Here is a 21,230-nt window from a genome sequence, read left to right as displayed (position 1 = left end):
CTATCGTTTTTGGTGGGCTTTTTGACAGATTTGATATTTTACTATTACCTACTATTTTTTTAGAAAGACTGATCGTGACTGATGTCACGTTCAGTTTTTCTTTTTTAAGTAATCTTGCTGCAAAACAACGATTATAGTTTGATATTATCCCAACATTAACTTTGAAAAATCCATTCGTTTAAGCGATAGGCTATGCCAAATCTTATTATTGAGTACTACCCTTTTGTTGATTGAAGTGAAAGGTGACGACTCCTGCGGGAAAAGCGTTAAGCGAAGACCCTGCAGCCAAGCGAGGAGGCTGAGGCAACGCCCGCGGAAAGCGTCCACCTGTTTCTGCATCGCTGCGCTTGCTTCGAAACATGAAAGTGCGTTGGAACGGAAATCAGCAGCAATAATTTATAATTGTACTCTTTAAAATAACAGGCACACTGTTAAGGCACACAAATTTTATACATTCTTTAAAAAAATGCCCTAAACATCTAGAGGATGTTTAAGACATTTTACCTAACTATTATTTCAAATGTTTTAAAACGACATCAGCCATTGCGTCGACAAATTGGGCCTGTGCATTTGGCATTTCAGGGCGTACATATGTCGCTCCGATATCATCACATACTACTTTACATTCGTAGTCATTGTCATAAAGAACTTCTAAATGTTCTGCTACGAATCCTACTGGAGTGTAAACAAATGTAGTATATCCCTTTTGTTCGTGTAATTCACGTGTTAAATCTTGAACGTCCGGACCAATCCAAGGCTCAGGAGTCTGTCCAGCACTTTGCCAGCCGACTGCGTAGTTTTTCACGCCTGCTTCTCCGGCAATTAAGTCTGCTGTTTCTTGCAATTGGTCTGGATATGGATCGCCTAGTTCTTTAATTTTTTCTGGTAGTGAGTGAGCAGATACGATTAAGCATGCCTTTTCGCGTTGCTCCTCAGTCATTTCTGCAAATGCTGCACTTACTTTATCGCTCCAGTACTGGATGAATTTTGGTTCATCATACCAGCTTTCAATTGAAGTAATTTTTAAGTTGCCAAGCTTTTCTGCTTCCTCTTTAATACGACCATTATAGGACTTAATAGAGAATGTTGAGAAATGAGGTGCTAATACCATTGATACTGCTTCTGTGATGCCATCTTTGTGCATTTCTGCTACTGCATCTTCTAAGTAAGGTTCAATATGCTTTAAGCCAATATATAGCTTGAATTCAATTTCATCTTGTAATTCATTTAAACGGTCGCACAATCCTCTTGCTTGGCTTTCTGTGATTTTAGCAAGCGGTGAGATCCCGCCTATTGCTTCATAACGACCAGTTAAATCAGCTAGTTGCTCATCACTTGGTTTACGACCATGTCTGATATGTGTATAATATCGTTCAATATCCGCTTCTGAGTATGGGGTTCCGTACGCCATTACTAATAATCCCATTGTTTTTTTCATCATATTCACCTCATAAAAATTTAGTTTGATTTTGCTGCGATTAGTTCTTTACTATAATCATGAACAAAGGAAGTTAAACGTTTAAGTGTGTCTGGATCTACTTCAGGGAACACCCCATGTCCTAGGTTAAAGATATGTCCTGGCTGTGCCACACCTTGCTCTACAATAATTTTCGCACGCTTTTCAATCTCTTCCCAGCCACCAATTAGATAAGATGGATCTAAATTCCCCATCAATGGCTTCGTAAGTCCTTTTGCACGGGCTTCTTCTATAGATAAACGCCAATCTATCCCAACCACATCTACAGGAAGGTCATGCCATTCCATTGCTAAGTGGCTAGCACCGACACCGAATGTAATAAGCGGCACGCCTGTTTCACGAAGCTCCGTGAAAATACGTGTCATCACCGGTTTGATGAAAATACGGTAATCCGCTACATTTAAAGCTCCAACCCACGAATCAAATATTTGAATAGCCTTCGCCCCAGCTTTAACCTGTGCTTTAATGTATACAATAATCATATCAGCAAGCTTGTCCATTAGCGCAAACCAAGCTTGTGGCTCTGATACCATAAATGCTTTCGTTTTGTTATAGCTTTTAGAAGGTCCCCCTTCAATCATATAACTAGCAAGAGTGAATGGAGCCCCTGCAAATCCGATTAATGGAACATTGAGCTGTTCAGTCGTTAATAGTTTTATCGTATCCAATACAAATGGCACATCATCTTCAGGAGATAAATCCCCTAAGTTCTCTACATCTTGAACTGTACGGATTGGATTTGAAATTACAGGCCCAACTCCATTTTTAATCTTTACATCTACGCCTATTCCAACAAGCGGTGTTACAATATCTTTATACAAAATTGCTGCATCAACGTTATAATTTTCTACTGGTAAACGTGTAACATAAGCACATAATTCAGGCTCATGCGTAATTTGTTCTAAAGAGTATTTTTCTTTTATTTTTCGATATTCAGGTTGTGATCTTCCAGCTTGCCTCATAAACCAAACTGGCGTGTGATCTACTTGCTCTCCTCGTGCCGCGCGAAGGAGTGTATCGTTAAATTTAGTCATTAAAGGAACCTGCCTCTCATTATATAAACGTACTATTTTCTATACGTTTCAACTATAGACGTTCTTATTTCTAAAGTATAGCCATATAGTGTATTTGTCATAAAATTGTCCTGTTTCAGTGTAGTTAGGTAGGTAATATGTTTCTTAAAGAGCTATTATGGGAATGATAAAGTAAAAAGAAAAGGGGAGGTATCCAAATGAATTTATATATGACATCCGGTACACCGGAGTTTATGCAATCCATAAAAAAGAAATACCAGAAAGAAGAGCTCTTCTTATTACACGGGACTGGTAACTCTGTCCTTATCCACGAAACATCTAACAAGACCGTTTTTCAAGTGCCAAGAAAATACGAAATTTTAGAGTCTGCTGGACAGTTCTCTCATAAAGGTTACTTCGTCCTTCACAATATACCCCTTTCAGATGAAGGGAAATCCATATTTGAATATAAATATACAAATTTAAGTCCAACCGCTCAAAATGAACCTGGATTTATCGCTCTTAGAGTTCTTAAACCTATCAAATCCGATACATATATCATTATGTCGGAATGGTCTGGTCCAAGCAGCTACGAAGTATGGGAAAAATCAGTCGATCTAGACTTTAGTATAGTTGCGGATAAACAAAATCTATTCACAAGCGCACCGTACATCTCAACTTATCAATCCACACAAGAAGAGGAAGCTATTTAAAGCTCCCTCTTTTTTCTTGCTATAACTTACTAACTCGTAAAGTCAATTCAGAAACAATTATCATCATAATCGGAATAAGGATTAAATCCATTATAAACCCAGCTTTTACTAGGATTACGACCAGTACAAGGATTGCCTGAATCAATTGGATAATTCGGATTAAGCGGTTATTTGCTTTTTTTCGCGTTCCTTCATCAATAGGAAACAGCAGATCCATTCGGAATTCATATCCCGACGATAAGGACTGGCGCAGTTGAATTACCGTAGCAAATGACAGTGCACTAGTAAAAATAATCGCAACGATCGGAAACGGGATGAAAATAGATCCAACAATCGCAAGTGCTGTAAGGCGAACCCACAAATAAAAGTAATCATTCGTACGGACAAACGTACGTAAAACTAAATAGAATTGTGTATTTTTTTGTTCATAAGGTGCAAATTTGTACAGAATATCAAGCCATTTTCTTCGCTTTGTCATACCCTGAATATGCGGAACATCCGTAAAATAATTAGCAAAACGATAAAATCGCATCATCCGTGCCTGCTCCACATCAATGAAATGATCAAAAGGAAATGGTACTTCTGCTTTTTTCTTCTTCCAAGCTATTAAATACAGTACTTGAATAATAACGACTGCAAGTAAAAATAAATAGCTACCGCTCAGTAAAAAGTATAAACCTGCGAACAATAATATCATTCTCATAAAGTAATCTACCCAAACATTTTTACCATTGGATGCCCATCGATATTGGAACTCCGTTTGTATACTCCAATACTTCCATATAAGGATTGCACCGAAGAAATACAAAATTTCCCCTGATGTGGATCCTGCTATTCTTGTTAATAATGGTATCGAAACGACTAACGCCGCTAATGGTACAACGATGGACGAAAAGAATGTCCATGTAAGGGCGAGTTTTAAATATTCGCCTAATTTAGTTTCTAATGGAAGAAAGTAAACACTATCCGCTTTTTTCATCAACGTAACTGGCGTACTTAACGCTATTAAAATACTGACTATGAAGGAAACAACTAAAAAGGCGGGAAAATCCCTTGGAGCTGTATTTAACCATTCACTATACGTATACCCTGCAGCACCTATTACGAATACAATAACAATTGCAATATGCCCAGAAATAATATACTTCAAGTATTTTTGCAGTTCATTAATATAAAATACAAACCGTTTACTCCATACTTCACGCAAATTGTTCATTTTGCTGTTCCTTCGTCATTTCGATATAAAGATCATCCAGTGTTGCATCGGGCATTTGAAATGCCGCTCGTAGATCATCCATTGTCCCTTGCGCTCGAATTTTCCCATTATGCAATAGAAGGATACGATCACAGTATTTTTCTGCTGTAGTCAATATATGTGTAGACATTAATACGGATGCTCCATCTTCTTTTCTTGATTTCATCTGATCTAATAATGATTGAATACCTAAAGGATCAAGCCCTACAAACGGTTCATCGATAATGAATAATGCTGGATTCACTAGAAACGCACACATAATCATTACCTTTTGTCTCATTCCTTTAGAGAAGTGTGCCGGAAACCAATTCAACCTTTTTTCCATCCGGAACTCTTTTAAAAGGGCCTCTTTTCTTGCTTCAAAAACAGATTCATCTAAATTATAGGCCATAGCAGTTAGCTGTAGATGTTCCTTTAAAGTTAACTCTTCATAGAGTACAGGCGTTTCAGGTATATAGGAAAAAGATGAACGATATAGTGCCGGATCCTCTTTCAACGTTTTACCATTAAGTCGAATCTCACCCTTTAATGCATTCATTGTTCCAATAATATGTTTGATGGTTGTACTTTTCCCCGCACCATTTAACCCGATTAATCCTACTAGCTCTCCCTTTTCAATTGAAAAGTTTAAATCATGTAAAACAGGCTTTCTAGTATAACCACCTGTTACGTCTTTGACTTCTAATACAGTCATCTTTCGCACCTCACTTCTTATTTATAAGTTTACCAAAATAATTTCAAAAAATCCTCTATCATCCCACAGCCTGTCCTATTATATGTTAAACTTTTCTTAACGATGAATATGGAGGGTATATTATGAGTGAATGTATTTTTTGTAAAATAATCGATGGTTCTATCCCAAGTGCGAAAATCTATGAAGACGAACATGTTTATGCTTTTATGGATATAATGCCACTAACAAAAGGTCATACGCTAATTATTCCAAAAAATCACAAAGAGAACGTCTATGATTTATCCGAAGAAGAAGCTAGTAACTTGTTTAAGGTTGTCCCAAAAATAGCAAGTGTACTAAAAGAGAGCTTCGGTCCAGTAGGCATGAACCTATTAAATAATAATGGTGCACCTGCAGGGCAAAGCGTGTTCCATTTCCATTTACACTTTATCCCACGCTACGATCAAACTGATGGATTCCGTCCAACTTGGATTACGAAAGAGAAAACATTTACTCCTGAGATCATTCAAAATTTAGCAGTAGAATTATATGAAAAATTGAAGAAGTAATTCTTGCTTTTTTGACGTAGAGCACGTACAATCGATATAAGTTTCTTGCTAACGATCATGAGGATACGTTAGAGGAAAACAACAAACAGAGCTTAGAATAGTTGAGGAGAGATGAGAAAATGAATACGAAGAATTTAGTTTTAATGGCCCTATTAGTAGGTGTTGGAGCAGTTCTTTACATTATTATCCCAGGTATTAATGGTGGGATGAAACCAGATTTTATGCTTACGATGATGTTTATAGGAATACTTTTATTCCCTAATGTGAAGAGTACTTTTTTGTTAGGTATTTCAACAGGAGTTATATCAGGGTTGTTTTCTACCTTCCCAGGAGGATTCGTTCCAAATATCATTGATAAAGCAGTAACAGCCTTTGTTTTTTTAGGACTTGTTTTATTATTAAGCAAGTTGGCAAATAAAGTTGCAGTTGGCGTAGTTCTGACAGCAATCGGAACTCTAATATCAGGTACAGTTTTCCTATCATCTGCAATTTTTGTATTCGGTGCAGGTGCAATTTTCCAAGAATTATTCGTGATTGTAGTACTTCCAGCAATTGCTATCAATGCAATAGCATTCTTTATCATCTATCCGATTATCGTAAATTTGATCAAACGTACTAATTTTGACACTGCACTTACAGCTTAAAATATAAACTATCTGCTTTCCTTTTCGAAGGAAAGCTTTTTTTGTCTAAAATAATATGTTTTAATTATCATAAGGTAAGGAATAATACATATAAGCAAAGGAGTGAATTATTATGAAACTAGCACCATTATTTTGCGGCCTTGCAACTGGTCTACTAGTTGGGGCATCTGCAGTACTTATGACCACTCCAAAATCAGGTATGGAAGTTCGATCTTCCTTTAAGGCTTCCTCCAATGATTTTCGAGACAAGCTTTCCGACATAAAGCTTCAACTAGCAAATGTGAAAAATTCGATAAACAACTTAACGAATTCTTCAAAAGAAGTAGTTCCTAGTACAATTGAAGACATTAAATCTAGTATTGCCCAATGGAAAAATGAAACTGCCCCTCTACAAGCCCAGCTTCAGGCAGAAATTTCATCTATTCAAGAAGCAATGACAGAGCTAGAAAAGAAATTACCAAAAAAACAAGAAGAAACAGTTTAATACGAAATTCGCAAGCAGTCTGAAGGTCTAAACCTATTTCTATCGTTTTCAGTGGGCTTTAGACAGACTTGTTGCTATTTGATTACCGAGTGAATTTTTAGGGATGCTGGTTGGTTGTGACGTCCGTCACAACCAACCAGCATCCCTTTTTTTCAGTAACTCTTATGGCGTTTGTCCCGCATTAACGGGCAGTAGAAAACTGCCCGTAAAAGCCCGAATGGTTCGGGCCAACAGGGTCACTCAGGCATTGCCGCACGACGCGGCGTTATTTGCCTGAGTTCAATTTTTCAATCAGTGGGGTTAAAGCCCCCCACTGATTGAAGTTTCACTTTTTCTGTCCGTCACCCTTCTTCAACTTTTAGAAACAGTTTAATACGTTTTTGGATAACTAGAGAAAAGATACCTTCTTATACGAAGATGCAATTTCGTTCGCTATTTCGCTTCTTTATTTTGTGAACACTTACTATTTCGCTATATTTCCACTAGTATAAAAGAAAATCACCTTTTTCATCTTTCATTTTAGAATAGGCCCCCTAATTCAACAGACGTTTTATCACTATATTAACTTTGACTACTATTATCATCTAAGCGATAAGCTATGCTAAACCTTATTATTGAGTACTACTCACTTAATTGATTAGAGTGGAAGGTGGCGACTACAGCGGGATGAGTGAGACAGATAAGACATCACAAACGACGGAAATCAGCGGTATCATTGTATAGATTCTATTCTTCAATACAAGTAGATAACTAGGTTTATGGAAAGCGAAATTTTAAATAAGGATATATTTCAAATAGTGGTATGTCCTCTTTTTTCTTGATAGAGAAATTTTGAACTACTTTCAATGTGACTAGCAGTACTTATTATTATAAATATAATAATATTTTTTAAATTTGTATTCAGGTACATACTTTCTTGCTATAATGTTTGAAAGAAAATAAATATAGAAAGCAGGGTTTACATGGCAGATCAATTTTATACGATGAAAGAGGCAATGCTCTATAGTCAGCGGATAGCGCAACTATCTAAAGCACTTTGGAAAGCAGTAGAAAAAGATTGGCAAGCATGGATAAAACCTTATGACTTAAATATTAATGAACATCATATTTTATGGATATCATATCACCTACAAGGTGCAACTATTTCTGATATAGCAAAGTTTGGAGTAATGCATGTCTCGACAGCATTTAATTTTTCTAAAAAACTAGAAGAACGTGGGCTACTTTCTTTTTCTAAAAGAGAGACAGATAAGCGTAATACGTATGTAGATGTAACAAAAAAAGGGAAAGTACTTTTAGAAGAAATGTATGAAAATTACCATACTACTCCACACGCAGTACTGGAGGGGTCTCTTCCTATTAAAGAGCTTTATGGGAAATTTCCAGATTTCATGGATGTAACGGCAGTCATTCGCAATGTTTATGGAGATGATTTCATGGATATTTTCGAAAAATCTTTAAAAAATATAGAGGATACATTCAGTTCCAAAGGTGAATAATATGCAGTTTGAAAGCGGTTAATAATTTTTTACAAATAAAGAGGTTGCTTTTTGTTATAAAAAGGATTATCTTATGTATCTAAATCAAATTAATATATAGGAGTTGCATACCTTGCACTGCTGGAAAACAATCAATGTGAAAAAACAATATGGATTAGAGAGATTGTTTATACTATCCTCTTTAGTAGTTATAATGGTTTTTTCATTTGCATACGTCTTATTAGGAATTATTAATAACTCTCATAAATCGGACGATTACTTTTGGATATTCGTGATAGCATTTTTGGGTGTTTATCCACTCCATAAATTATTTCACTTTATCCCAATGTTTGGTCATAGAGATAAAATAAAATTCATCGTCATTAACCAATTTAAATGTGTCCCAACCTTACATTTGCGTATAGTTGAGCCAGTTCGTAAGAGTCGATTTCTTTTCATCTTATTAGCTCCTTTTATATTCGTTAATGTATTATTTATTATCGGAGCTTTAGCAATACCTATTTTTGCCCACTACTTCACTATTTTATTTGCTTATCATTGTGGAATTTGCTTAATTGATCTAATTTATGCAAAAAACTTAAGTAAATCACCAAAGTACGCTTTAATTGAAGAAACGGATGCAGGGTACGAGATTTTAATAGCGGAACCAAACTATTAACAAAATGTAACACTTGTATATCCCCCTAATTGTTTGTTATGCTTAATTAGGATATGAAGGGAGTCTAGACATGATTATATTCACGTTAGTTCTATTCTCAGCGTTTTATTTGATACAAATTAACCGAATGACATATGCTTTAGTAATGTCAAAAGAAATTCCGGAAGAGAAGCATCCGAAGATTTTTCGCACGATCAATATTTTGATCACGATTCTTCTTGTTTCCTTTTATGTTGAGCTAGTTTATACAGTTTAAGAGAAAAAAAGTGGACCCAAATCATGTATATGATTTAGGGTCATTTCTTTTTCTCATACTACCAATTGAGGGGAAACCAAGATCGATTTTTAGGCGATCTTAGTTTCTCCTGTTAAATTAGTAGATAAACGCTGCACCTACAATGATCAATAAAATAAATAGAACTACGATCAAAGCAAATCCAGAGCCACCGTTATATCCGCCACCGTTATATTGTCCGCTCATTTAAAACACCTCCTTTTCCATGTATCCTATGCGGTATTTTAAATATTCGGTAGGCAAATGAACGGGAACTATTTTTGTTTTTATTTCGTTTATGTTATAGTAACAACTGGCAACACAAAGAAGTTAGGAGAGAAAATTTCATGAAAAAAACAGTATTAACATTAACGCTTGCAGCATCTGTTCTTGCTTTAGGGGCTTGTAGCGAGGATTCAGCAGACAGCAGTGAAGTAATTGCAACATCTAAAATCGGGGATATTACACAGAATGATTTGTATGAAGAGATGAAATCATCAATTGGCGATCAAGCATTCCAATTGCTAGCTATTGAAAAAGTACTTTCCAATAAGTACGAAGTGACTAAAGAGGAAGTAACCACTCAATTAGAAGCTGATAAAAAGCAATATGGTGAGAGCTTTGAAGCTATAATCGCTCAACAGGGCTATACTGAAGAATCATACAAAAAATTCTTAGAACTAAACCTATTGCAAGAAAAAGCTTTAATCGAAGATGTTAAAGTATCTGAAGACGAAAGTAAAGCCCAATTTGAAAAAATCAAAGATGAAATTAATGTTCGTCACGTTGTAGTTGAAGATGAAGAAACAGCTAAAAAAGTTAAATCTGAGTTAGATTCTGGTAAAGACTTTGCAGAAGTAGCAAAAGAATACTCAATTGAAGAGCCAGCTCAAACAACTGGTGGAGATCTTGGGTGGATTACAAAAGCTTCTCCGATGGATGAGGATTTCCTAAATGGAGCATTTGCTTTAGAGAAAAATGTTATCAGTAATCCTATTAAGTCAAGCTTTGGTTACCACATTATTGAAGTAACGGATAAGCGTACAATCGAAGAATCATATGAAGATAAAAAAGCAGAGATTGAAAAACAATTGAAGCTAGAAAAAGCAGACCAATCTACATTGTTACCAAAAGTAGCTAAAATGATGAAAGATGCGGATATTGACATCAAAGATGAAGATTTAAAAACATCATTAGATCAATTTCTAGCAGCTGCAGAATCACAAGCACCGGCTGAAGATGCTGAAGCAACTACCGAAGAAGATGCGGAAAAAGATGCGGAAGCAACTGAAAGTACAAAATAATCAGGACAAGTATAATAGAGAGTTGGTCGTGACATTCTGTCATGATCAACTTTTTTTGTTGGCTAAACTAGACAAAAAGGTGCGCTTTCCTTTAAAGTTCAAAACTTGTTTCTACCGCAAAGGTATTTTATTTATTTAATAAAAGACATTACTTCTTCAAAAAGTGATTTCTTATCTTTTCCTAGCGTCATTAAATGTGTGGAGTTTGGAAAAGGCACTATTTCCTTTTCAATCACTTCAGATGTTTTTTCTACTAGCTGCTTATATGCCTTTGCATAATCAGCTAGTCGCTGTTTTTAACCGTTTCTGCGGTACGATCTTTTAGGACGGACATGACAATAAGTCGTTCAATCTGCTCATCCTGTGCTAATTTTAACGATAAAATCCCACCTACTGTTAATCCAATAAGAGAAATCTTTTTATACCCGCGTTGTTCTAGAAAATAGTACGCTTCTTTTATATTTTTCGACCAATCATTTATAGTAGCATTTAAGAGAGCTTCTGGCTTTACTCCATGTCTCTTATATAGCGAGACATAACACGTACAACCAATTTCCCTCAAACTTTTTCACTTCCTCTTTCTATACGATAAATAGTCTAAAAATTTCTTGGCAGCTAGTGAAAGTGACTTTTGCTCTCTCATAGCGATACCTATATCTCGAAAAGCAGGAACTTCAAGCTCTTTCGTTATTATTTTGTAGGGACTACGCTGTAAAATCAATTCTGGTAATATACTAATTCCTAGTCCGTTTTCCACCATAGACATAATGGCATAGTCATCCCATGTCGTAAAATCAACTTGCGGTACGATTTGGTGCTGCACAAAAATTTCGGAGATTTCAGCTTTTGCACCCTTCTCCAATAGCATAAATGGACTGTTCGATAACTCTTTTATTGGAAACTTGTCGCAATTTGCAAGAGGATGATCTTCAGGAATTACTACCAACAAACGGTCTTGCTCCACAAAGATGGTTTCCATTTCACTTTTTATCGGTAGTCGTAAAAAACCAAAGTCGACCCGCCCTTCGATAATCCAGCTTTCGATTTCTGTATAATCCCCTAATAGTAATTCAAAATCAATATCAGGATAATCTTTCTTAAAACTTTTAATTATATTCGGTAGCCAATGTGTCGCAACGCTTGAAAAGGTTCCAATACGAATAATACCAGACTGTATATCGTGTAATTCCTCGATCTGTATCATTAACATCTCATGTTCGTTACAGATTCGTTTTAACTGAGGCAATAATCTTAAGCCATCAGATGTTAAGGTGATACCTGCACGTCCTCTTTCAAATAGTAAAATTCCCCATTCCGATTCTAAATCGTTAATCATACGGCTAATACCAGACTGCGTATATTTTAAATCTTGAGCAGCTTTTGTAAAGCTTCCATATTCAACTGCTTTGACAAAGGCCATATATTTTTGGATATTCATATATTCTCTCCCAGACATCTGATTTTGTCATGTTAAACATGATAAACATTCAATTTAGTAATACATATTAATATGCTATGCTACTACTACTGGAAAATCAAGTTAGAAAGCGATAGGAGCATAGAGATGATTTATGTGAGTGATATTATGGTGAAATAACCCAATTTTATAAAACCCCTCTGCAAATAAAGGTCTATAAAATATTAGAAAGTTAGAGATTGTTTGAACGTGTGGAAACGGATGAGGTCATTTCAATGGATGTATAAAGATAAATAAAAAGTAAAAATGCAAATGGTCAAAACGCTTTTTCTCAATAATAGTAAAAAGACCAAGTTTTATTTATTTGTAACTACTGCAGAAAAGCTCTATAAATCTAAAGATTTCAGCAATGTATTTTAGTAGAAGAATGGATATTAAAGCAGAAAGTACAGTTTTAGAAAAACAAATCATACTTTTGTATTTAGCGATTTTCAGCGTGGTGATGGATGCAAGCTGGATATTTTGTTTGAGGTATACGCACAAATTAGTTTAAGTACTGCTACTCACAAAATTAAATTAATAACAGATTAAGAATCTGCGAAATATAAGATGTTTCGCAAATTCGAAGGAGTATACAATGAAATCTAAAATTCAGTTTATATTATCAATGATCATTTTCGGTACAATTGGTTTAGTTGTTCGGTATATTGATCTTTCTTCGAGCGAAAGAGCTTTACTTAGCAGTTTAATAGGTTGCTTATTTTTAACATTAATATTCATTATCATGAAGAAAAAAATATCATGGAATTTAGTGAAATCGAATGCTTTAATTTTGTTTCTTTCTGGTATCGCATTAGGTGGAAATTGGGTTTTTCTGTACCAATCCTATGACTATACGACAATTGCTAACGCTACACTTGGATATTACTTTGCCCCAGTGTTTGTGATGCTTCTTTCACCATTTATACTTAAAGAACAATTATCATTTAAAAAGATTATCTGTATAATTATCGCGATAATGGGGCTGGTATTGATTGTAGGTGAAGGTGTCAGTGCATCTAATACAAATGATATCCTTGGTCTTTCTTACGGATTAATAGCAGCTGCATTTTACGCTGCATTATTGCTGTTAAATAAATTTATAAAAGGTATGGGGAAACTTGAGTTGACGATAATTCAGCTTGGAATAACCTCTTTACTCCTTATGCCTTATGTTTTCTCAACTTCTGGCTTCGGTATATTTGAAGTATCTAGTTCATCTATACCTTTTATAGTAATTTTAGGAGTCGTCAACACTGGGATTGGATTTTGGTTATTCTTTTCTGGTATGGAGAGATTAAAAGGACAAAGTATTGCAATGCTAAGCTATGTAGATCCTTTCGTAGCAATACTGATTTCGGCAATTATTCTGCAGGAGCAAATGACAGCAATTCAAATGCTTGGTGGTGCATTACTTTTAGCCTCAACATTTGTTAGTGAAATTAAAATCACTCAGATATACAAAACAAGAATTAACAACACCAACTAAATAACGTAATATACACTGGGAAGCATTCGTCTCCCAGTGGTTTTATTTTTAGGTGGTTATTGATTTGATTCGATTCAAATATCAATAGAATTAGCTATCTGAACTAAAATTTCAGGAGTAATCATTTCTGATATTCTTTTATCTGCACTAAACCTGTATTGCAAATTATCTATTTCAAAAACCAGTATGTTTGCACCTCCTATACTCAACAAGTATGCATCGCTTCCACCATTAAGCCTATATTCCTTTATCACTTCTTTATCGTTCAACAAGAAAAAAGCTTTACCCCTTCTTGAAGTAAAGCACCCGTTACTTGAAGAAAAAATAAATCATTTTTGATATTCAATCAACCAACAGTCCTGATATACTCCTTCATGTAACTCATTCTTAGGAAGTATTTTAACTTTTATAAAACCACATTTTTCATAGCATTTTATAGCCCTTGTATTTCTTATTTGAGGGTCCATAACTACTCGGTCTGCTTTTTTATGTTCGATTAAAAATTTAACCATTGATGTAACAAGTAATGTTCCAATCCCTCTATTCCAATACTCTACCTCACCTATAAATTGGTCTGTACCATAAATATTCCCATCATAATACCCATATTCTTTTTTCGTTTCATCATCCAATAGATAGAATTGAATATATCCTATTTCGTTACCATCAAATTCTACAATGCATTTAAATTCATCATCTTCAGAATCATAAAAGACTTTATTAACTTTGTCTAAATCAAAAGGATTATCTCTTCCTTCATAGAATTCAAGAACTGACGGGTTCGAAAGCCAACTTGCTAACAAATAATTATCCTTTTCTTCTAATTTACGAACTTTTAAATACCCATTTTGAAACAACAAAATAATCCCCACTTTCAATTTTAAAAACCTACTAAAGCACCCGTTACTTTAAGTGAAAATTTTCACATTGTTATAATTCAATGGTCACCTTGTTCTTGAAATTTCTTAAGCTCACGAAGACTGCAACTGCTATACTAATAAGTCCACATACTAAAGCAATCCAAAATAAAATCCTTCCGCCAATGGTTGGTGAATTAAAAATAAAACCACTAAATAATATCATAATACAACTTAATAATGCCCAAAATCCTATAGTCCATTTAGACTTATTTTTTATTAAAAGATAACCAACTACACTCAAAATATACAATGTACTAACTATCATAATAGCTGGGAATAGTGGATGAAATTTAGCTGCATAAACAAAATAATCAAGTTGACTAATATCACGACCATTCGTAATCTCAATGTTAAATAACTTGGTAAATGGTGTTGAATACCCCCATTCCAAAGAATTATTGGTTATTGTACTTCCTTCATACCAAGCTATAAATGTTGATACAACTAAAGTTAAGATTCCAACGATAAATTGCAACATATACCTATACAATTTTTGTCCTCCTAGTAAATTCTATTTGTTACCAAGACGGCTTAAATTACTTTCTGTTCCAGTATCTTTCTACTTAATTTCTAATAACGTAAATCAAATATAAAACAATTACACTGACCCACTGTACAGATGCGAACAAAAAAATAGTCTCTATCGCATAATTAGGATCACTTAAAAGCATAACCATAACTACTGGTACCATTACGATAGATATAAAACCTGCTGCAATAAAACACCTATTTAATATACTCAACTGGTATTCATCGTAGTTTGTAGTTCTCTTTATAGTCATACACAGTAGAATAATGACAGTTAAACCTATTATGAAATATCCAATAAATTTCATATTTCCCGCTTTTATAAAATCTGACCATTCGTTCCAAAATGGAGAATTTAGTGTTTGGGTGTGTGAGAGTAAACCTAAGAATTCAATATGATCAGAAGTGAAAATAAAAATGAAAGAATAGACTACGGACATAAAAATTATAAAAATGATATTAGTAAAAGGATTTTTAAATAATGTCATTTTCTTTTACTCCCTTCAAAATCAAATATTTCTTCAATTGATTTATTAAAAAGTTTTGCTAAATCGTATGCTAACCAAATTGATGGATCAAATTTATTCTTCTCAATTGCATTGATAGCTTGACGCGAGACATTTACTTTTTCTCCCAATTGCCCCTGAGTTAGTCCGTAGAATTCCCGTAATTCCTTTACTTTATTTATCATTGATATTCCTCGCTTCATGTAAGGTTAACCTTACACCCACTTTATAAATAAAAGGTTCACTTGGCAAGTAAACCTTACACCTCTTTGTTAAACTAAACTGCTGCGTTACAAGAAAAAGCTACCATTATAGGCAGCCACTTGTTTAACTAAAGCACCCGTTGATTTAAGTACATTGATTCACAAGCTCTCCACTATATTTACCCACTATTTTTCAATAACAATCGATAATTTATAGTTTGCATGTTCGTTTAAAGCATTCAAAAAATCATTCATTACTTCATTAGGAGGATTTGATAGCCATTACTCCATCAAATTTTAATGCTCGGATCCATAAAAACACAGTATATATTATCATTAGTAATATAATTATATATGTATAAATTGATGAATCGTTATCTTTTCCCATTATAATAAGTGAATTATTAAGACCATGAAATACAATAGCAACAATAATAGATTGTTGATTAACAATCAATAAAGAAAGAACCATCCCAATAAAGAATGCATACGTAATTTGTAAAATAGTAGTTTCAAGAGATTGCCCACCAAGAAGTTGTAAGGAGTGAGTTAGAGCAAAGAGCAAACTTGAAGTTAGAACTGCCGACCTAATTCCCTTGGATATAAGTATATTAAGCATAAATCCTCGAAAGATAATCTCTTCTATGAAAGCAACGATCATTATTTGTGTACCCAATATCATAAGTAATTTGTTAAACGAGGAAATATCTATCCCACTGTTCCCAATAAACAAAAGGGCTAAAACTAATAATAACGGGGAACAGAGTAAGACTGTAGTCTTTAAGGGAATTAGTTTGTCCCTAGTAAAATAAGCTCTCCATTTTTTTGTTTTTAGAAGGTAAAAGTAAACTCCACCCGCTAAAGGCACGAGCCCAACATACTGCAAGAGAACATTTGAAGGACTAGTAAGTGTTGAAAAAGCTCCATTTACTGTGAAGAAGAAAATTATTAATAATTCTAAACCTATAATTTTTAGAAAAATTTTAATTTATACCACCATCCTTTTCTTTCCTTTTCTATTTCTATATTTATATTCAATAATCCTACCTAATAGTTGAATAAGGGCTATTTATTATTCCTTAATATTGCAACTCCTTAAATAACACCAAAAATCGCATTAGAAATAATCACTTCTACATCCTTATTAAACTAACCTGCCCTTTAATAAAAATACACCCTATGTCTATAATTCTATTAAATTGGCAAGAATCCTTTTAACATTACTATTTTAGGGTGAATGGAATTGTTACTGTCAAAAGCATGGTCTTCGTTTGAAGCGGAGAAGCGAACAGAGACATATCATTTTTAAGCTTTCTTCTTTAGCCATGTTCCTTCAGCTATTTTTTCATCGATAAAATCCAAAACAGTCTGTAATTGAGTCATTTGACTTTTTACTTTTTCCTTATGTTGGAGCATGCTTGTGATCATTTCAGGAGTCATATTACTTGTTTCAGCAATATCAAGATATAATTTCACTTCTTCTAAACTAAGACTTGCCTTTTTCATACAGAGGATCAGTTGCAACCGTTCAATATCGGATGGTAAAAAGACCCGATGTCCATTCGGAAGCCGTTTAATATTTGGAAGCAATCCAGCTTTTTCATAATATCTTATTGTATCAATGCTCAACCTGGTAAGAGTGCTAGCCTGTTTGATGCTATACATACGTCTGCCTCCTTCTTATAGATAAATTATAAAACATGAAGTCAACTCCAGGTCAAGCAGATTCTTTACTATTGACCTAAAGTTAGCTCCATGTTTTATACTACAGTCATTCACTAATAGGAGGTAAATATAATGTTAATGTCAGAAAAAAAAACAGCACTTGTTACAGGAGCGAACAGCGGAATAGGACTGGAACTTACGAAAAAATTAATCGAGAACGGGTGGGAAGTTGCTGCTTTAATCCGCTCTGAATTTCCAAAGGAAGAGCTAAAGCTCCAACAAAAAATCAGTCAAGGAGATACCCGTATTTATAATGCCGATTTATCTGATTTTACGCAACTTAAATCTACTTTGATGCAAATAAAGGAGAAAGAAACGAAGTTGGATGCTCTCTTCAATAATGCTGGAGGCAGTTTCTCGAAACTCCGCTTTTCACCACAAGGACGTGAACTGCATTATGAAATTCAGACAGTGGTTCCCTTTATCATCACAATGGAACTGCTTGATCTTTTAAAAAGGGGAAAACCGGCTATCGTTATCCAAACTAGTTCAGATGCGTTTAATTTTAAAAAATCTTTCGTGCCGGAAGAATTGTCAAACCCGCCTAAATTTCAGAAACTGATTGGCCCCTATGCATCGACGAAGTTGGCAATCACTTTGTGGACACATGCATTGGCACCAGAACTAAAGCGAGAGGGTGTGACAATTATCAGCATTGATCCAGGCAATAACAATACAATGCGAAAGGGTAGAAATGGAGGTTTGCCATTGATCATGCAGCCGTTCATACGTTTGTTTGGTCCGCATCCTAGTGTAGGGGCAAGCAGGTTGTTTGCTGGGTTAGAGAGGTCCCCGAATGAAGCTGGATTGTATGTCTCAAAAGGAATGCCTGCTGTGTTCAAATTTAAACAGCATGCACCCAAAGTTTTATTACAAGTACAATCTGTCTATGAAAAAGAATTTTTGCCACTATAATTAAGACAAGCAGGCTGTCGAAACTTTCTCGACAGCCTTTTTATTATAGTTCATTTCTTTATAGATTAGAGAAAGCTAACCTAAGGTAGCCACATGGCGAGGGGCGTCCCTAGCGACGTAGCGAATTCAATGGGATTCTTAATCCCGCATTAACTGGCAGTAATACCACCACTGATTAAAGGTTCACTTTATGTCAACTTATCGTTACCAATTCTGAAAGTTATTTTAATTTTACGAGTGTAAAATAACTCAAGACTCTTTTCAAAAAAGATTTTTGGATTTTCTTTTTTCTAGTTAGGTAGTTATGTCCTAATTTATATTGTCTTGCTTCCTTTTCCAAGTCAGCCATCCGTTGCTTTGTATATTCTATATCGTTAATCGAAAACATTATTTTTCTCCTTAAGGAGAAGTCCAATTATATTGTTAAGGTGTGGCTAGCACCATTCCTGTTAGCCACTTTTCACCTAAGTAATGTGTTGGCAACTCCAATTTATTTTTACCTACAAATTTATTAATCTGCTTACCACTATTTTTTGGTATCATCATTTTTTTTCCTCCTTCATTTATTATTTTACCGATTAAACTAATAGCATCATTTTAGTCAACCGGGGTTTTTCTTTCCCCAACCGGTGCTATCCACTTTCGAGATATTCCTTTTTTAATAACTTTCTTCGCTGTTTCATGATCATCATCACCAGCACTCCTTTTCTTGTTATTTTGTTTATATATGCAACACGCAATGCGTGAAAACACCAAAGTTTCTAAAAATGCACACAAAAAAGCACACGCTTCTTTACATAAGCGTGTGCTCATAGAAAAAGAACGGCATAACATGCCGTCCGTATTAATTATTTACAAAAAAATAATTAGCGGTTGGGCACGAAATCACTATACGATTATTTTTTAAAGTTCTAAATGTAGTCATTTTCCGTACCTCCATTTCTAATTTGAATATCTAACTACTATAGGATATCATCACTTATTTCTGAATGTCAACATATTTCTGAATATTTTTATTATTTTTAGAGTATCAGCGTCCAAAGCTAAGTAACTTTCGCAATGGGAAAAACCTATAGATTCTTTGAATGATATGTTAGTACGTCGATTATTATTACTTTGTTCTAAACCAAAGTTTTAAGAAGAAATCGGATTAAAGTCGATTAGTCATTCGACAATTGGACGGCGATTATCAGAGCTGAATACTTTAATTTTCTGGCATTAGTATCTCCCAAACTTTCACTATTTCTTCGACTATCTTGAGCTGTTATTTGAAGAAGAAAAATGCATTACTTCTATTGTAGTAAACCTATTTTAATATAAATATCCAATAAAAAATCACCTCTCAGAAAAACTAGAGAGGTGATTTTAACACTTTTTTATATGAATTCAATAAAATCTCTTATAAATATCAGCAACCTACTTTAATGGAAAGTTATTATCTATAATATTTAACCGGAAATCAACTGTCCATGAACATTATAGTTGGTAACCTATCCAATTGTACTTTAAGGCTTTTACATTATAGTTAGTAATCCAATGTCTTTCTTAATGTGAACTACACCACAATACCAAATAAGGCAATTACAATACCAATTAAAATGACACCGTTGAAGCTTTTACTTAGCCGCAACGAGATCGCAGCAGGTAATACAATAATCGCCGAGACGAGTAGAGCTCCTACAATCGGCATGATTACTGCGATCGTGACACCTGTTAGCACATTAAACAAAATTGACATTGTTTTGGTAGGCAGACCTGCTGTAAAGGCCGTATCCTCATCGAAAGTAAGTACATACATAGGCTTTCGAAATAGGAGATACATGAAAGCAATAATAACAGTCAGTCCCAGCAACACCCATACTTGTAGAACACTAATGGTAACAATAGAACCAAATAAAAACTGATTTATGCTCAAGGTAGCACCGTTATCATTAAATTCCATCAAGACCAATGCTAATGCCATTCCGACAGACATTAAAATCGCAATAGAAATTTCTGAATAAGTTCGATAGATTTGCCGCAAGTATTCTAACAGGCCGGCCACTAGCACTACTACTAAAATATTAGTCAAAGTTGGATTTATGCCAATTAGTAATCCTAATGCTACTCCTGCTAGAGAGATATGAGATAAGGTATCTGCCATCAAAGACTGTCTGCGTAAAATTAGAAACAAACCCAACACTGGTGCGATTATTGAGATAAGGAAGGTGGCTTGGAAAGCTCTTTGCATGAATCCATGGAAAAACATCTCCACGGGGAATCCTCCTTTCGCACCAGCTCAATATGTTTATCTGCGTAATGACGAATTTCTTCATGATCATGTGTAACCATTAAAATTCCCTTAGCATGCTTCTCGCTATTGTGCTTTAATAATTGATAGAACTCCTCCCGGGAACGTGTGTCCATCCCAGTCGTCGGCTCATCCAATATGAAAAGATCAGGATCTGTTGCGAACACTCTAGCAATCGAAATACGTTGCTTTTGTCCACCCGACAGTTCTCCTATCTTTTTATGCCGCATCTCCCACATCCCGACAGATTCTAGTGAACGATGCACATGTTCCTTGTCTGTCTGATCAAGCCTTTTAAACCATTTCCCTCTTTGGTAACGGCCGGATTGTACAAGTTCCAAAACAGTGCTTGGAAATCCTGCATTAAAAGCTGAAACATGCTGTGAGACGTATCCGACGATCAACTTCTCTCCACGAAAGTTTTTAGGTGAGAGCTGGGCACTTCCTTTCGAAGGTTTTAATAAGCCAAGTATATTTCGGAGTAGCGTCGTCTTCGCCGCTCCATTTTCTCCTGTCAGCATAACAAAATCTCCTGCATTCACTTCAAATGAAATATTTTCAAGCAATGGTTCCTCTTCGTATCGGAAGACCAAATTTTTTACGTCAATATAGTGCATAAGTAAGCGACCTTTCTC

At 34.9% G+C, this 21,230-nt stretch carries 28 protein-coding genes; 10 read left to right on the top strand and 18 right to left on the bottom strand.

Features of this window, described 5'->3' with window-relative positions; translation table 11 throughout:
• Positions 1-511 precede the first annotated feature (511 nt).
• On the bottom strand, positions 512-1,441 hold the full coding sequence (gene hemH / locus MKY37_RS15995; protein WP_340778658.1) for a ferrochelatase: 930 nt from the start codon (positions 1,439-1,441) through the stop codon (positions 512-514).
• A gap of 17 nt (positions 1,442-1,458) precedes the next feature.
• On the bottom strand, positions 1,459-2,511 hold the full coding sequence (gene hemE, locus MKY37_RS15990) for a uroporphyrinogen decarboxylase (RefSeq protein WP_340778657.1): 1,053 nt from the start codon (positions 2,509-2,511) through the stop codon (positions 1,459-1,461).
• A gap of 197 nt (positions 2,512-2,708) precedes the next feature.
• On the opposite strand from hemE, the gene MKY37_RS15985 reads away from it, so the two are divergent.
• Positions 2,709-3,203 carry an antibiotic biosynthesis monooxygenase family protein gene (locus MKY37_RS15985; protein ID WP_340778655.1) on the top strand — a complete coding sequence of 165 codons (495 nt, stop codon included), beginning with the start codon at positions 2,709-2,711 and terminating at the stop codon, positions 3,201-3,203.
• A 19-nt stretch (positions 3,204-3,222) separates the two neighbouring features.
• On the opposite strand, the gene MKY37_RS15980 is transcribed toward MKY37_RS15985, so the two are convergent.
• Together MKY37_RS15980 and MKY37_RS15975 are read right to left on the bottom strand one after the other, a co-directional pair.
• A complete protein-coding gene (locus tag MKY37_RS15980) occupies positions 3,223-4,419 on the bottom strand; it encodes an ABC transporter permease (RefSeq protein ID WP_340778654.1) in 1,197 nt (398 codons plus the stop codon).
• Positions 4,403-5,152: an ABC transporter ATP-binding protein gene (locus MKY37_RS15975; protein ID WP_340778653.1), complete on the bottom strand. Its 750-nt coding sequence runs from the start codon at positions 5,150-5,152 to the stop codon at positions 4,403-4,405. The genes MKY37_RS15980 and MKY37_RS15975 overlap by 17 nt, the downstream gene beginning before the upstream one ends.
• 122 nt (positions 5,153-5,274) lie before the next feature.
• On the opposite strand from MKY37_RS15975, the gene MKY37_RS15970 reads away from it, so the two are divergent.
• From MKY37_RS15970 to MKY37_RS15945, 6 genes are all read left to right on the top strand, one after another.
• Complete coding sequence (locus MKY37_RS15970) at positions 5,275-5,700, top strand: HIT family protein (protein WP_340778652.1); 426 nt, start codon at positions 5,275-5,277, stop codon at positions 5,698-5,700.
• A gap of 119 nt (positions 5,701-5,819) precedes the next feature.
• Positions 5,820-6,344 carry a tryptophan transporter gene (locus tag MKY37_RS15965; protein WP_340778651.1) on the top strand — a complete coding sequence of 175 codons (525 nt, stop codon included), beginning with the start codon at positions 5,820-5,822 and terminating at the stop codon, positions 6,342-6,344.
• 112 nt (positions 6,345-6,456) lie between these two features.
• Complete coding sequence (locus MKY37_RS15960; protein ID WP_340778650.1) at positions 6,457-6,828, top strand: YtxH domain-containing protein; 372 nt, start codon at positions 6,457-6,459, stop codon at positions 6,826-6,828.
• A gap of 962 nt (positions 6,829-7,790) precedes the next feature.
• Entirely contained in the window at positions 7,791-8,327 is a 537-nt protein-coding gene (locus MKY37_RS15955; RefSeq protein ID WP_340778649.1) for an HTH-type transcriptional regulator Hpr, read from the top strand.
• Between the two features lie 112 nt (positions 8,328-8,439).
• On the top strand, positions 8,440-8,985 hold the full coding sequence (locus tag MKY37_RS15950; protein WP_340778647.1) for a DUF3267 domain-containing protein: 546 nt from the start codon (positions 8,440-8,442) through the stop codon (positions 8,983-8,985).
• Between the two features lie 70 nt (positions 8,986-9,055).
• A complete protein-coding gene (locus MKY37_RS15945; RefSeq protein WP_340778646.1) occupies positions 9,056-9,241 on the top strand; it encodes a hypothetical protein in 186 nt (61 codons plus the stop codon).
• A gap of 117 nt (positions 9,242-9,358) precedes the next feature.
• On the opposite strand, the gene MKY37_RS15940 is transcribed toward MKY37_RS15945, so the two are convergent.
• Positions 9,359-9,466 carry a YjcZ family sporulation protein gene (locus tag MKY37_RS15940; RefSeq protein ID WP_340778645.1) on the bottom strand — a complete coding sequence of 36 codons (108 nt, stop codon included), beginning with the start codon at positions 9,464-9,466 and terminating at the stop codon, positions 9,359-9,361.
• Between the two features lie 140 nt (positions 9,467-9,606).
• Here MKY37_RS15940 and MKY37_RS15935 point away from each other — a divergent pair, with 140 nt between their 5' ends.
• Positions 9,607-10,563 carry a peptidylprolyl isomerase gene (locus tag MKY37_RS15935; RefSeq protein ID WP_340778643.1) on the top strand — a complete coding sequence of 319 codons (957 nt, stop codon included), beginning with the start codon at positions 9,607-9,609 and terminating at the stop codon, positions 10,561-10,563.
• 283 nt (positions 10,564-10,846) lie between these two features.
• On the opposite strand, the gene MKY37_RS15930 is transcribed toward MKY37_RS15935, so the two are convergent.
• Both MKY37_RS15930 and MKY37_RS15925 read right to left on the bottom strand, forming a co-directional pair.
• Positions 10,847-11,125, bottom strand: a complete 279-nt coding sequence (locus MKY37_RS15930; protein ID WP_340778641.1) for an alpha/beta hydrolase — start codon at positions 11,123-11,125, stop codon at positions 10,847-10,849.
• Positions 11,126-11,131: 6 nt separating this feature from the next.
• Entirely contained in the window at positions 11,132-12,001 is an 870-nt protein-coding gene (locus tag MKY37_RS15925) for a LysR family transcriptional regulator (RefSeq protein ID WP_340778640.1), read from the bottom strand.
• Between the two features lie 616 nt (positions 12,002-12,617).
• Here MKY37_RS15925 and MKY37_RS15920 point away from each other — a divergent pair.
• Positions 12,618-13,508 carry a DMT family transporter gene (locus tag MKY37_RS15920; RefSeq protein WP_340778639.1) on the top strand — a complete coding sequence of 297 codons (891 nt, stop codon included), beginning with the start codon at positions 12,618-12,620 and terminating at the stop codon, positions 13,506-13,508.
• A gap of 74 nt (positions 13,509-13,582) precedes the next feature.
• Here MKY37_RS15920 and MKY37_RS15915 read toward each other — a convergent pair whose 3' ends face one another.
• From MKY37_RS15915 to MKY37_RS15885, 7 genes are all read right to left on the bottom strand, one after another.
• The gene (locus MKY37_RS15915; RefSeq protein ID WP_340778638.1) at positions 13,583-13,777 is read right to left on the bottom strand and encodes a hypothetical protein; all 195 of its coding nucleotides are present in this window, start codon (positions 13,775-13,777) and stop codon (positions 13,583-13,585) included.
• 60 nt (positions 13,778-13,837) lie between these two features.
• Complete coding sequence (locus MKY37_RS15910; RefSeq protein WP_340779958.1) at positions 13,838-14,368, bottom strand: GNAT family N-acetyltransferase; 531 nt, start codon at positions 14,366-14,368, stop codon at positions 13,838-13,840.
• 70 nt (positions 14,369-14,438) lie between these two features.
• Entirely contained in the window at positions 14,439-14,918 is a 480-nt protein-coding gene (locus MKY37_RS15905) for a YjdJ family protein (RefSeq protein WP_340778637.1), read from the bottom strand.
• Between the two features lie 73 nt (positions 14,919-14,991).
• Entirely contained in the window at positions 14,992-15,396 is a 405-nt protein-coding gene (locus MKY37_RS15900; protein ID WP_340778636.1) for a hypothetical protein, read from the bottom strand.
• A gap of 44 nt (positions 15,397-15,440) precedes the next feature.
• Positions 15,441-15,647 (bottom strand): helix-turn-helix transcriptional regulator, encoded by a 207-nt coding sequence (locus MKY37_RS15895; protein WP_340778635.1) that lies wholly within the window; start codon positions 15,645-15,647, stop codon positions 15,441-15,443.
• A gap of 280 nt (positions 15,648-15,927) precedes the next feature.
• Positions 15,928-16,341 (bottom strand): CPBP family intramembrane glutamic endopeptidase, encoded by a 414-nt coding sequence (locus tag MKY37_RS15890; protein WP_340778634.1) that lies wholly within the window; start codon positions 16,339-16,341, stop codon positions 15,928-15,930.
• A 629-nt stretch (positions 16,342-16,970) separates the two neighbouring features.
• Complete coding sequence (locus tag MKY37_RS15885; RefSeq protein ID WP_340778633.1) at positions 16,971-17,330, bottom strand: MerR family transcriptional regulator; 360 nt, start codon at positions 17,328-17,330, stop codon at positions 16,971-16,973.
• A gap of 132 nt (positions 17,331-17,462) precedes the next feature.
• Here MKY37_RS15885 and MKY37_RS15880 point away from each other — a divergent pair, with 132 nt between their 5' ends.
• Positions 17,463-18,305 (top strand): SDR family NAD(P)-dependent oxidoreductase, encoded by an 843-nt coding sequence (locus MKY37_RS15880; RefSeq protein WP_340778632.1) that lies wholly within the window; start codon positions 17,463-17,465, stop codon positions 18,303-18,305.
• A gap of 423 nt (positions 18,306-18,728) precedes the next feature.
• Here the strand turns inward: MKY37_RS15880 and MKY37_RS15875 are convergent, their stop codons facing one another.
• The 4 genes from MKY37_RS15875 to MKY37_RS15860 form a co-directional block, all read right to left on the bottom strand.
• Positions 18,729-18,851, bottom strand: coding sequence for a hypothetical protein (locus MKY37_RS15875; protein WP_340778631.1), 123 nt, complete (start codon positions 18,849-18,851; stop codon positions 18,729-18,731).
• A 51-nt stretch (positions 18,852-18,902) separates the two neighbouring features.
• Entirely contained in the window at positions 18,903-19,118 is a 216-nt protein-coding gene (locus MKY37_RS15870; RefSeq protein ID WP_340778630.1) for a hypothetical protein, read from the bottom strand.
• Between the two features lie 742 nt (positions 19,119-19,860).
• Complete coding sequence (locus MKY37_RS15865; RefSeq protein ID WP_340779957.1) at positions 19,861-20,535, bottom strand: metal ABC transporter permease; 675 nt, start codon at positions 20,533-20,535, stop codon at positions 19,861-19,863.
• A complete protein-coding gene (locus MKY37_RS15860; protein ID WP_340778629.1) occupies positions 20,496-21,212 on the bottom strand; it encodes a metal ABC transporter ATP-binding protein in 717 nt (238 codons plus the stop codon). The genes MKY37_RS15865 and MKY37_RS15860 overlap by 40 nt, the downstream gene beginning before the upstream one ends.
• Positions 21,213-21,230: the final 18 nt, after the last annotated feature.

Source organism: Psychrobacillus sp. FSL K6-2836, assembly GCF_038003085.1.
Taxonomy (GTDB): Bacteria; Bacillota; Bacilli; order Bacillales_A; family Planococcaceae; genus Psychrobacillus.
The sequence above is the reverse complement of the archived record's forward strand: the minus strand, read 5'-3'. Positions and strand labels throughout refer to the sequence as shown.

What these genes read in the sequence shown, in the direction of transcription:
- hemH (WP_340778658.1), bottom strand. Translation starts at nt 1,441, where the DNA reads ATGATGAAAAAAACAATGGGATTATTAGTAATGGCGTACGGAACCCCA.
- hemE (WP_340778657.1), bottom strand. Translation starts at nt 2,511, where the DNA reads ATGACTAAATTTAACGATACACTCCTTCGCGCGGCACGAGGAGAGCAA.
- MKY37_RS15985 (WP_340778655.1), top strand. Translation starts at nt 2,709, where the DNA reads ATGAATTTATATATGACATCCGGTACACCGGAGTTTATGCAATCCATA.
- MKY37_RS15980 (WP_340778654.1), bottom strand. Translation starts at nt 4,419, where the DNA reads ATGAACAATTTGCGTGAAGTATGGAGTAAACGGTTTGTATTTTATATT.
- MKY37_RS15975 (WP_340778653.1), bottom strand. Translation starts at nt 5,152, where the DNA reads ATGACTGTATTAGAAGTCAAAGACGTAACAGGTGGTTATACTAGAAAG.
- MKY37_RS15970 (WP_340778652.1), top strand. Translation starts at nt 5,275, where the DNA reads ATGAGTGAATGTATTTTTTGTAAAATAATCGATGGTTCTATCCCAAGT.
- MKY37_RS15965 (WP_340778651.1), top strand. Translation starts at nt 5,820, where the DNA reads ATGAATACGAAGAATTTAGTTTTAATGGCCCTATTAGTAGGTGTTGGA.
- MKY37_RS15960 (WP_340778650.1), top strand. Translation starts at nt 6,457, where the DNA reads ATGAAACTAGCACCATTATTTTGCGGCCTTGCAACTGGTCTACTAGTT.
- MKY37_RS15955 (WP_340778649.1), top strand. Translation starts at nt 7,791, where the DNA reads ATGGCAGATCAATTTTATACGATGAAAGAGGCAATGCTCTATAGTCAG.
- MKY37_RS15945 (WP_340778646.1), top strand. Translation starts at nt 9,056, where the DNA reads ATGATTATATTCACGTTAGTTCTATTCTCAGCGTTTTATTTGATACAA.
- MKY37_RS15940 (WP_340778645.1), bottom strand. Translation starts at nt 9,466, where the DNA reads ATGAGCGGACAATATAACGGTGGCGGATATAACGGTGGCTCTGGATTT.
- MKY37_RS15935 (WP_340778643.1), top strand. Translation starts at nt 9,607, where the DNA reads ATGAAAAAAACAGTATTAACATTAACGCTTGCAGCATCTGTTCTTGCT.
- MKY37_RS15925 (WP_340778640.1), bottom strand. Translation starts at nt 12,001, where the DNA reads ATGAATATCCAAAAATATATGGCCTTTGTCAAAGCAGTTGAATATGGA.
- MKY37_RS15920 (WP_340778639.1), top strand. Translation starts at nt 12,618, where the DNA reads ATGAAATCTAAAATTCAGTTTATATTATCAATGATCATTTTCGGTACA.
- MKY37_RS15900 (WP_340778636.1), bottom strand. Translation starts at nt 15,396, where the DNA reads ATGTCCGTAGTCTATTCTTTCATTTTTATTTTCACTTCTGATCATATT.
- MKY37_RS15895 (WP_340778635.1), bottom strand. Translation starts at nt 15,647, where the DNA reads ATGATAAATAAAGTAAAGGAATTACGGGAATTCTACGGACTAACTCAG.
- MKY37_RS15885 (WP_340778633.1), bottom strand. Translation starts at nt 17,330, where the DNA reads ATGTATAGCATCAAACAGGCTAGCACTCTTACCAGGTTGAGCATTGAT.
- MKY37_RS15880 (WP_340778632.1), top strand. Translation starts at nt 17,463, where the DNA reads ATGTTAATGTCAGAAAAAAAAACAGCACTTGTTACAGGAGCGAACAGC.
- MKY37_RS15875 (WP_340778631.1), bottom strand. Translation starts at nt 18,851, where the DNA reads ATGATGATACCAAAAAATAGTGGTAAGCAGATTAATAAATTTGTAGGT.
- MKY37_RS15870 (WP_340778630.1), bottom strand. Translation starts at nt 19,118, where the DNA reads ATGAGCACACGCTTATGTAAAGAAGCGTGTGCTTTTTTGTGTGCATTT.
- MKY37_RS15865 (WP_340779957.1), bottom strand. Translation starts at nt 20,535, where the DNA reads ATGCAAAGAGCTTTCCAAGCCACCTTCCTTATCTCAATAATCGCACCA.
- MKY37_RS15860 (WP_340778629.1), bottom strand. Translation starts at nt 21,212, where the DNA reads ATGCACTATATTGACGTAAAAAATTTGGTCTTCCGATACGAAGAGGAA.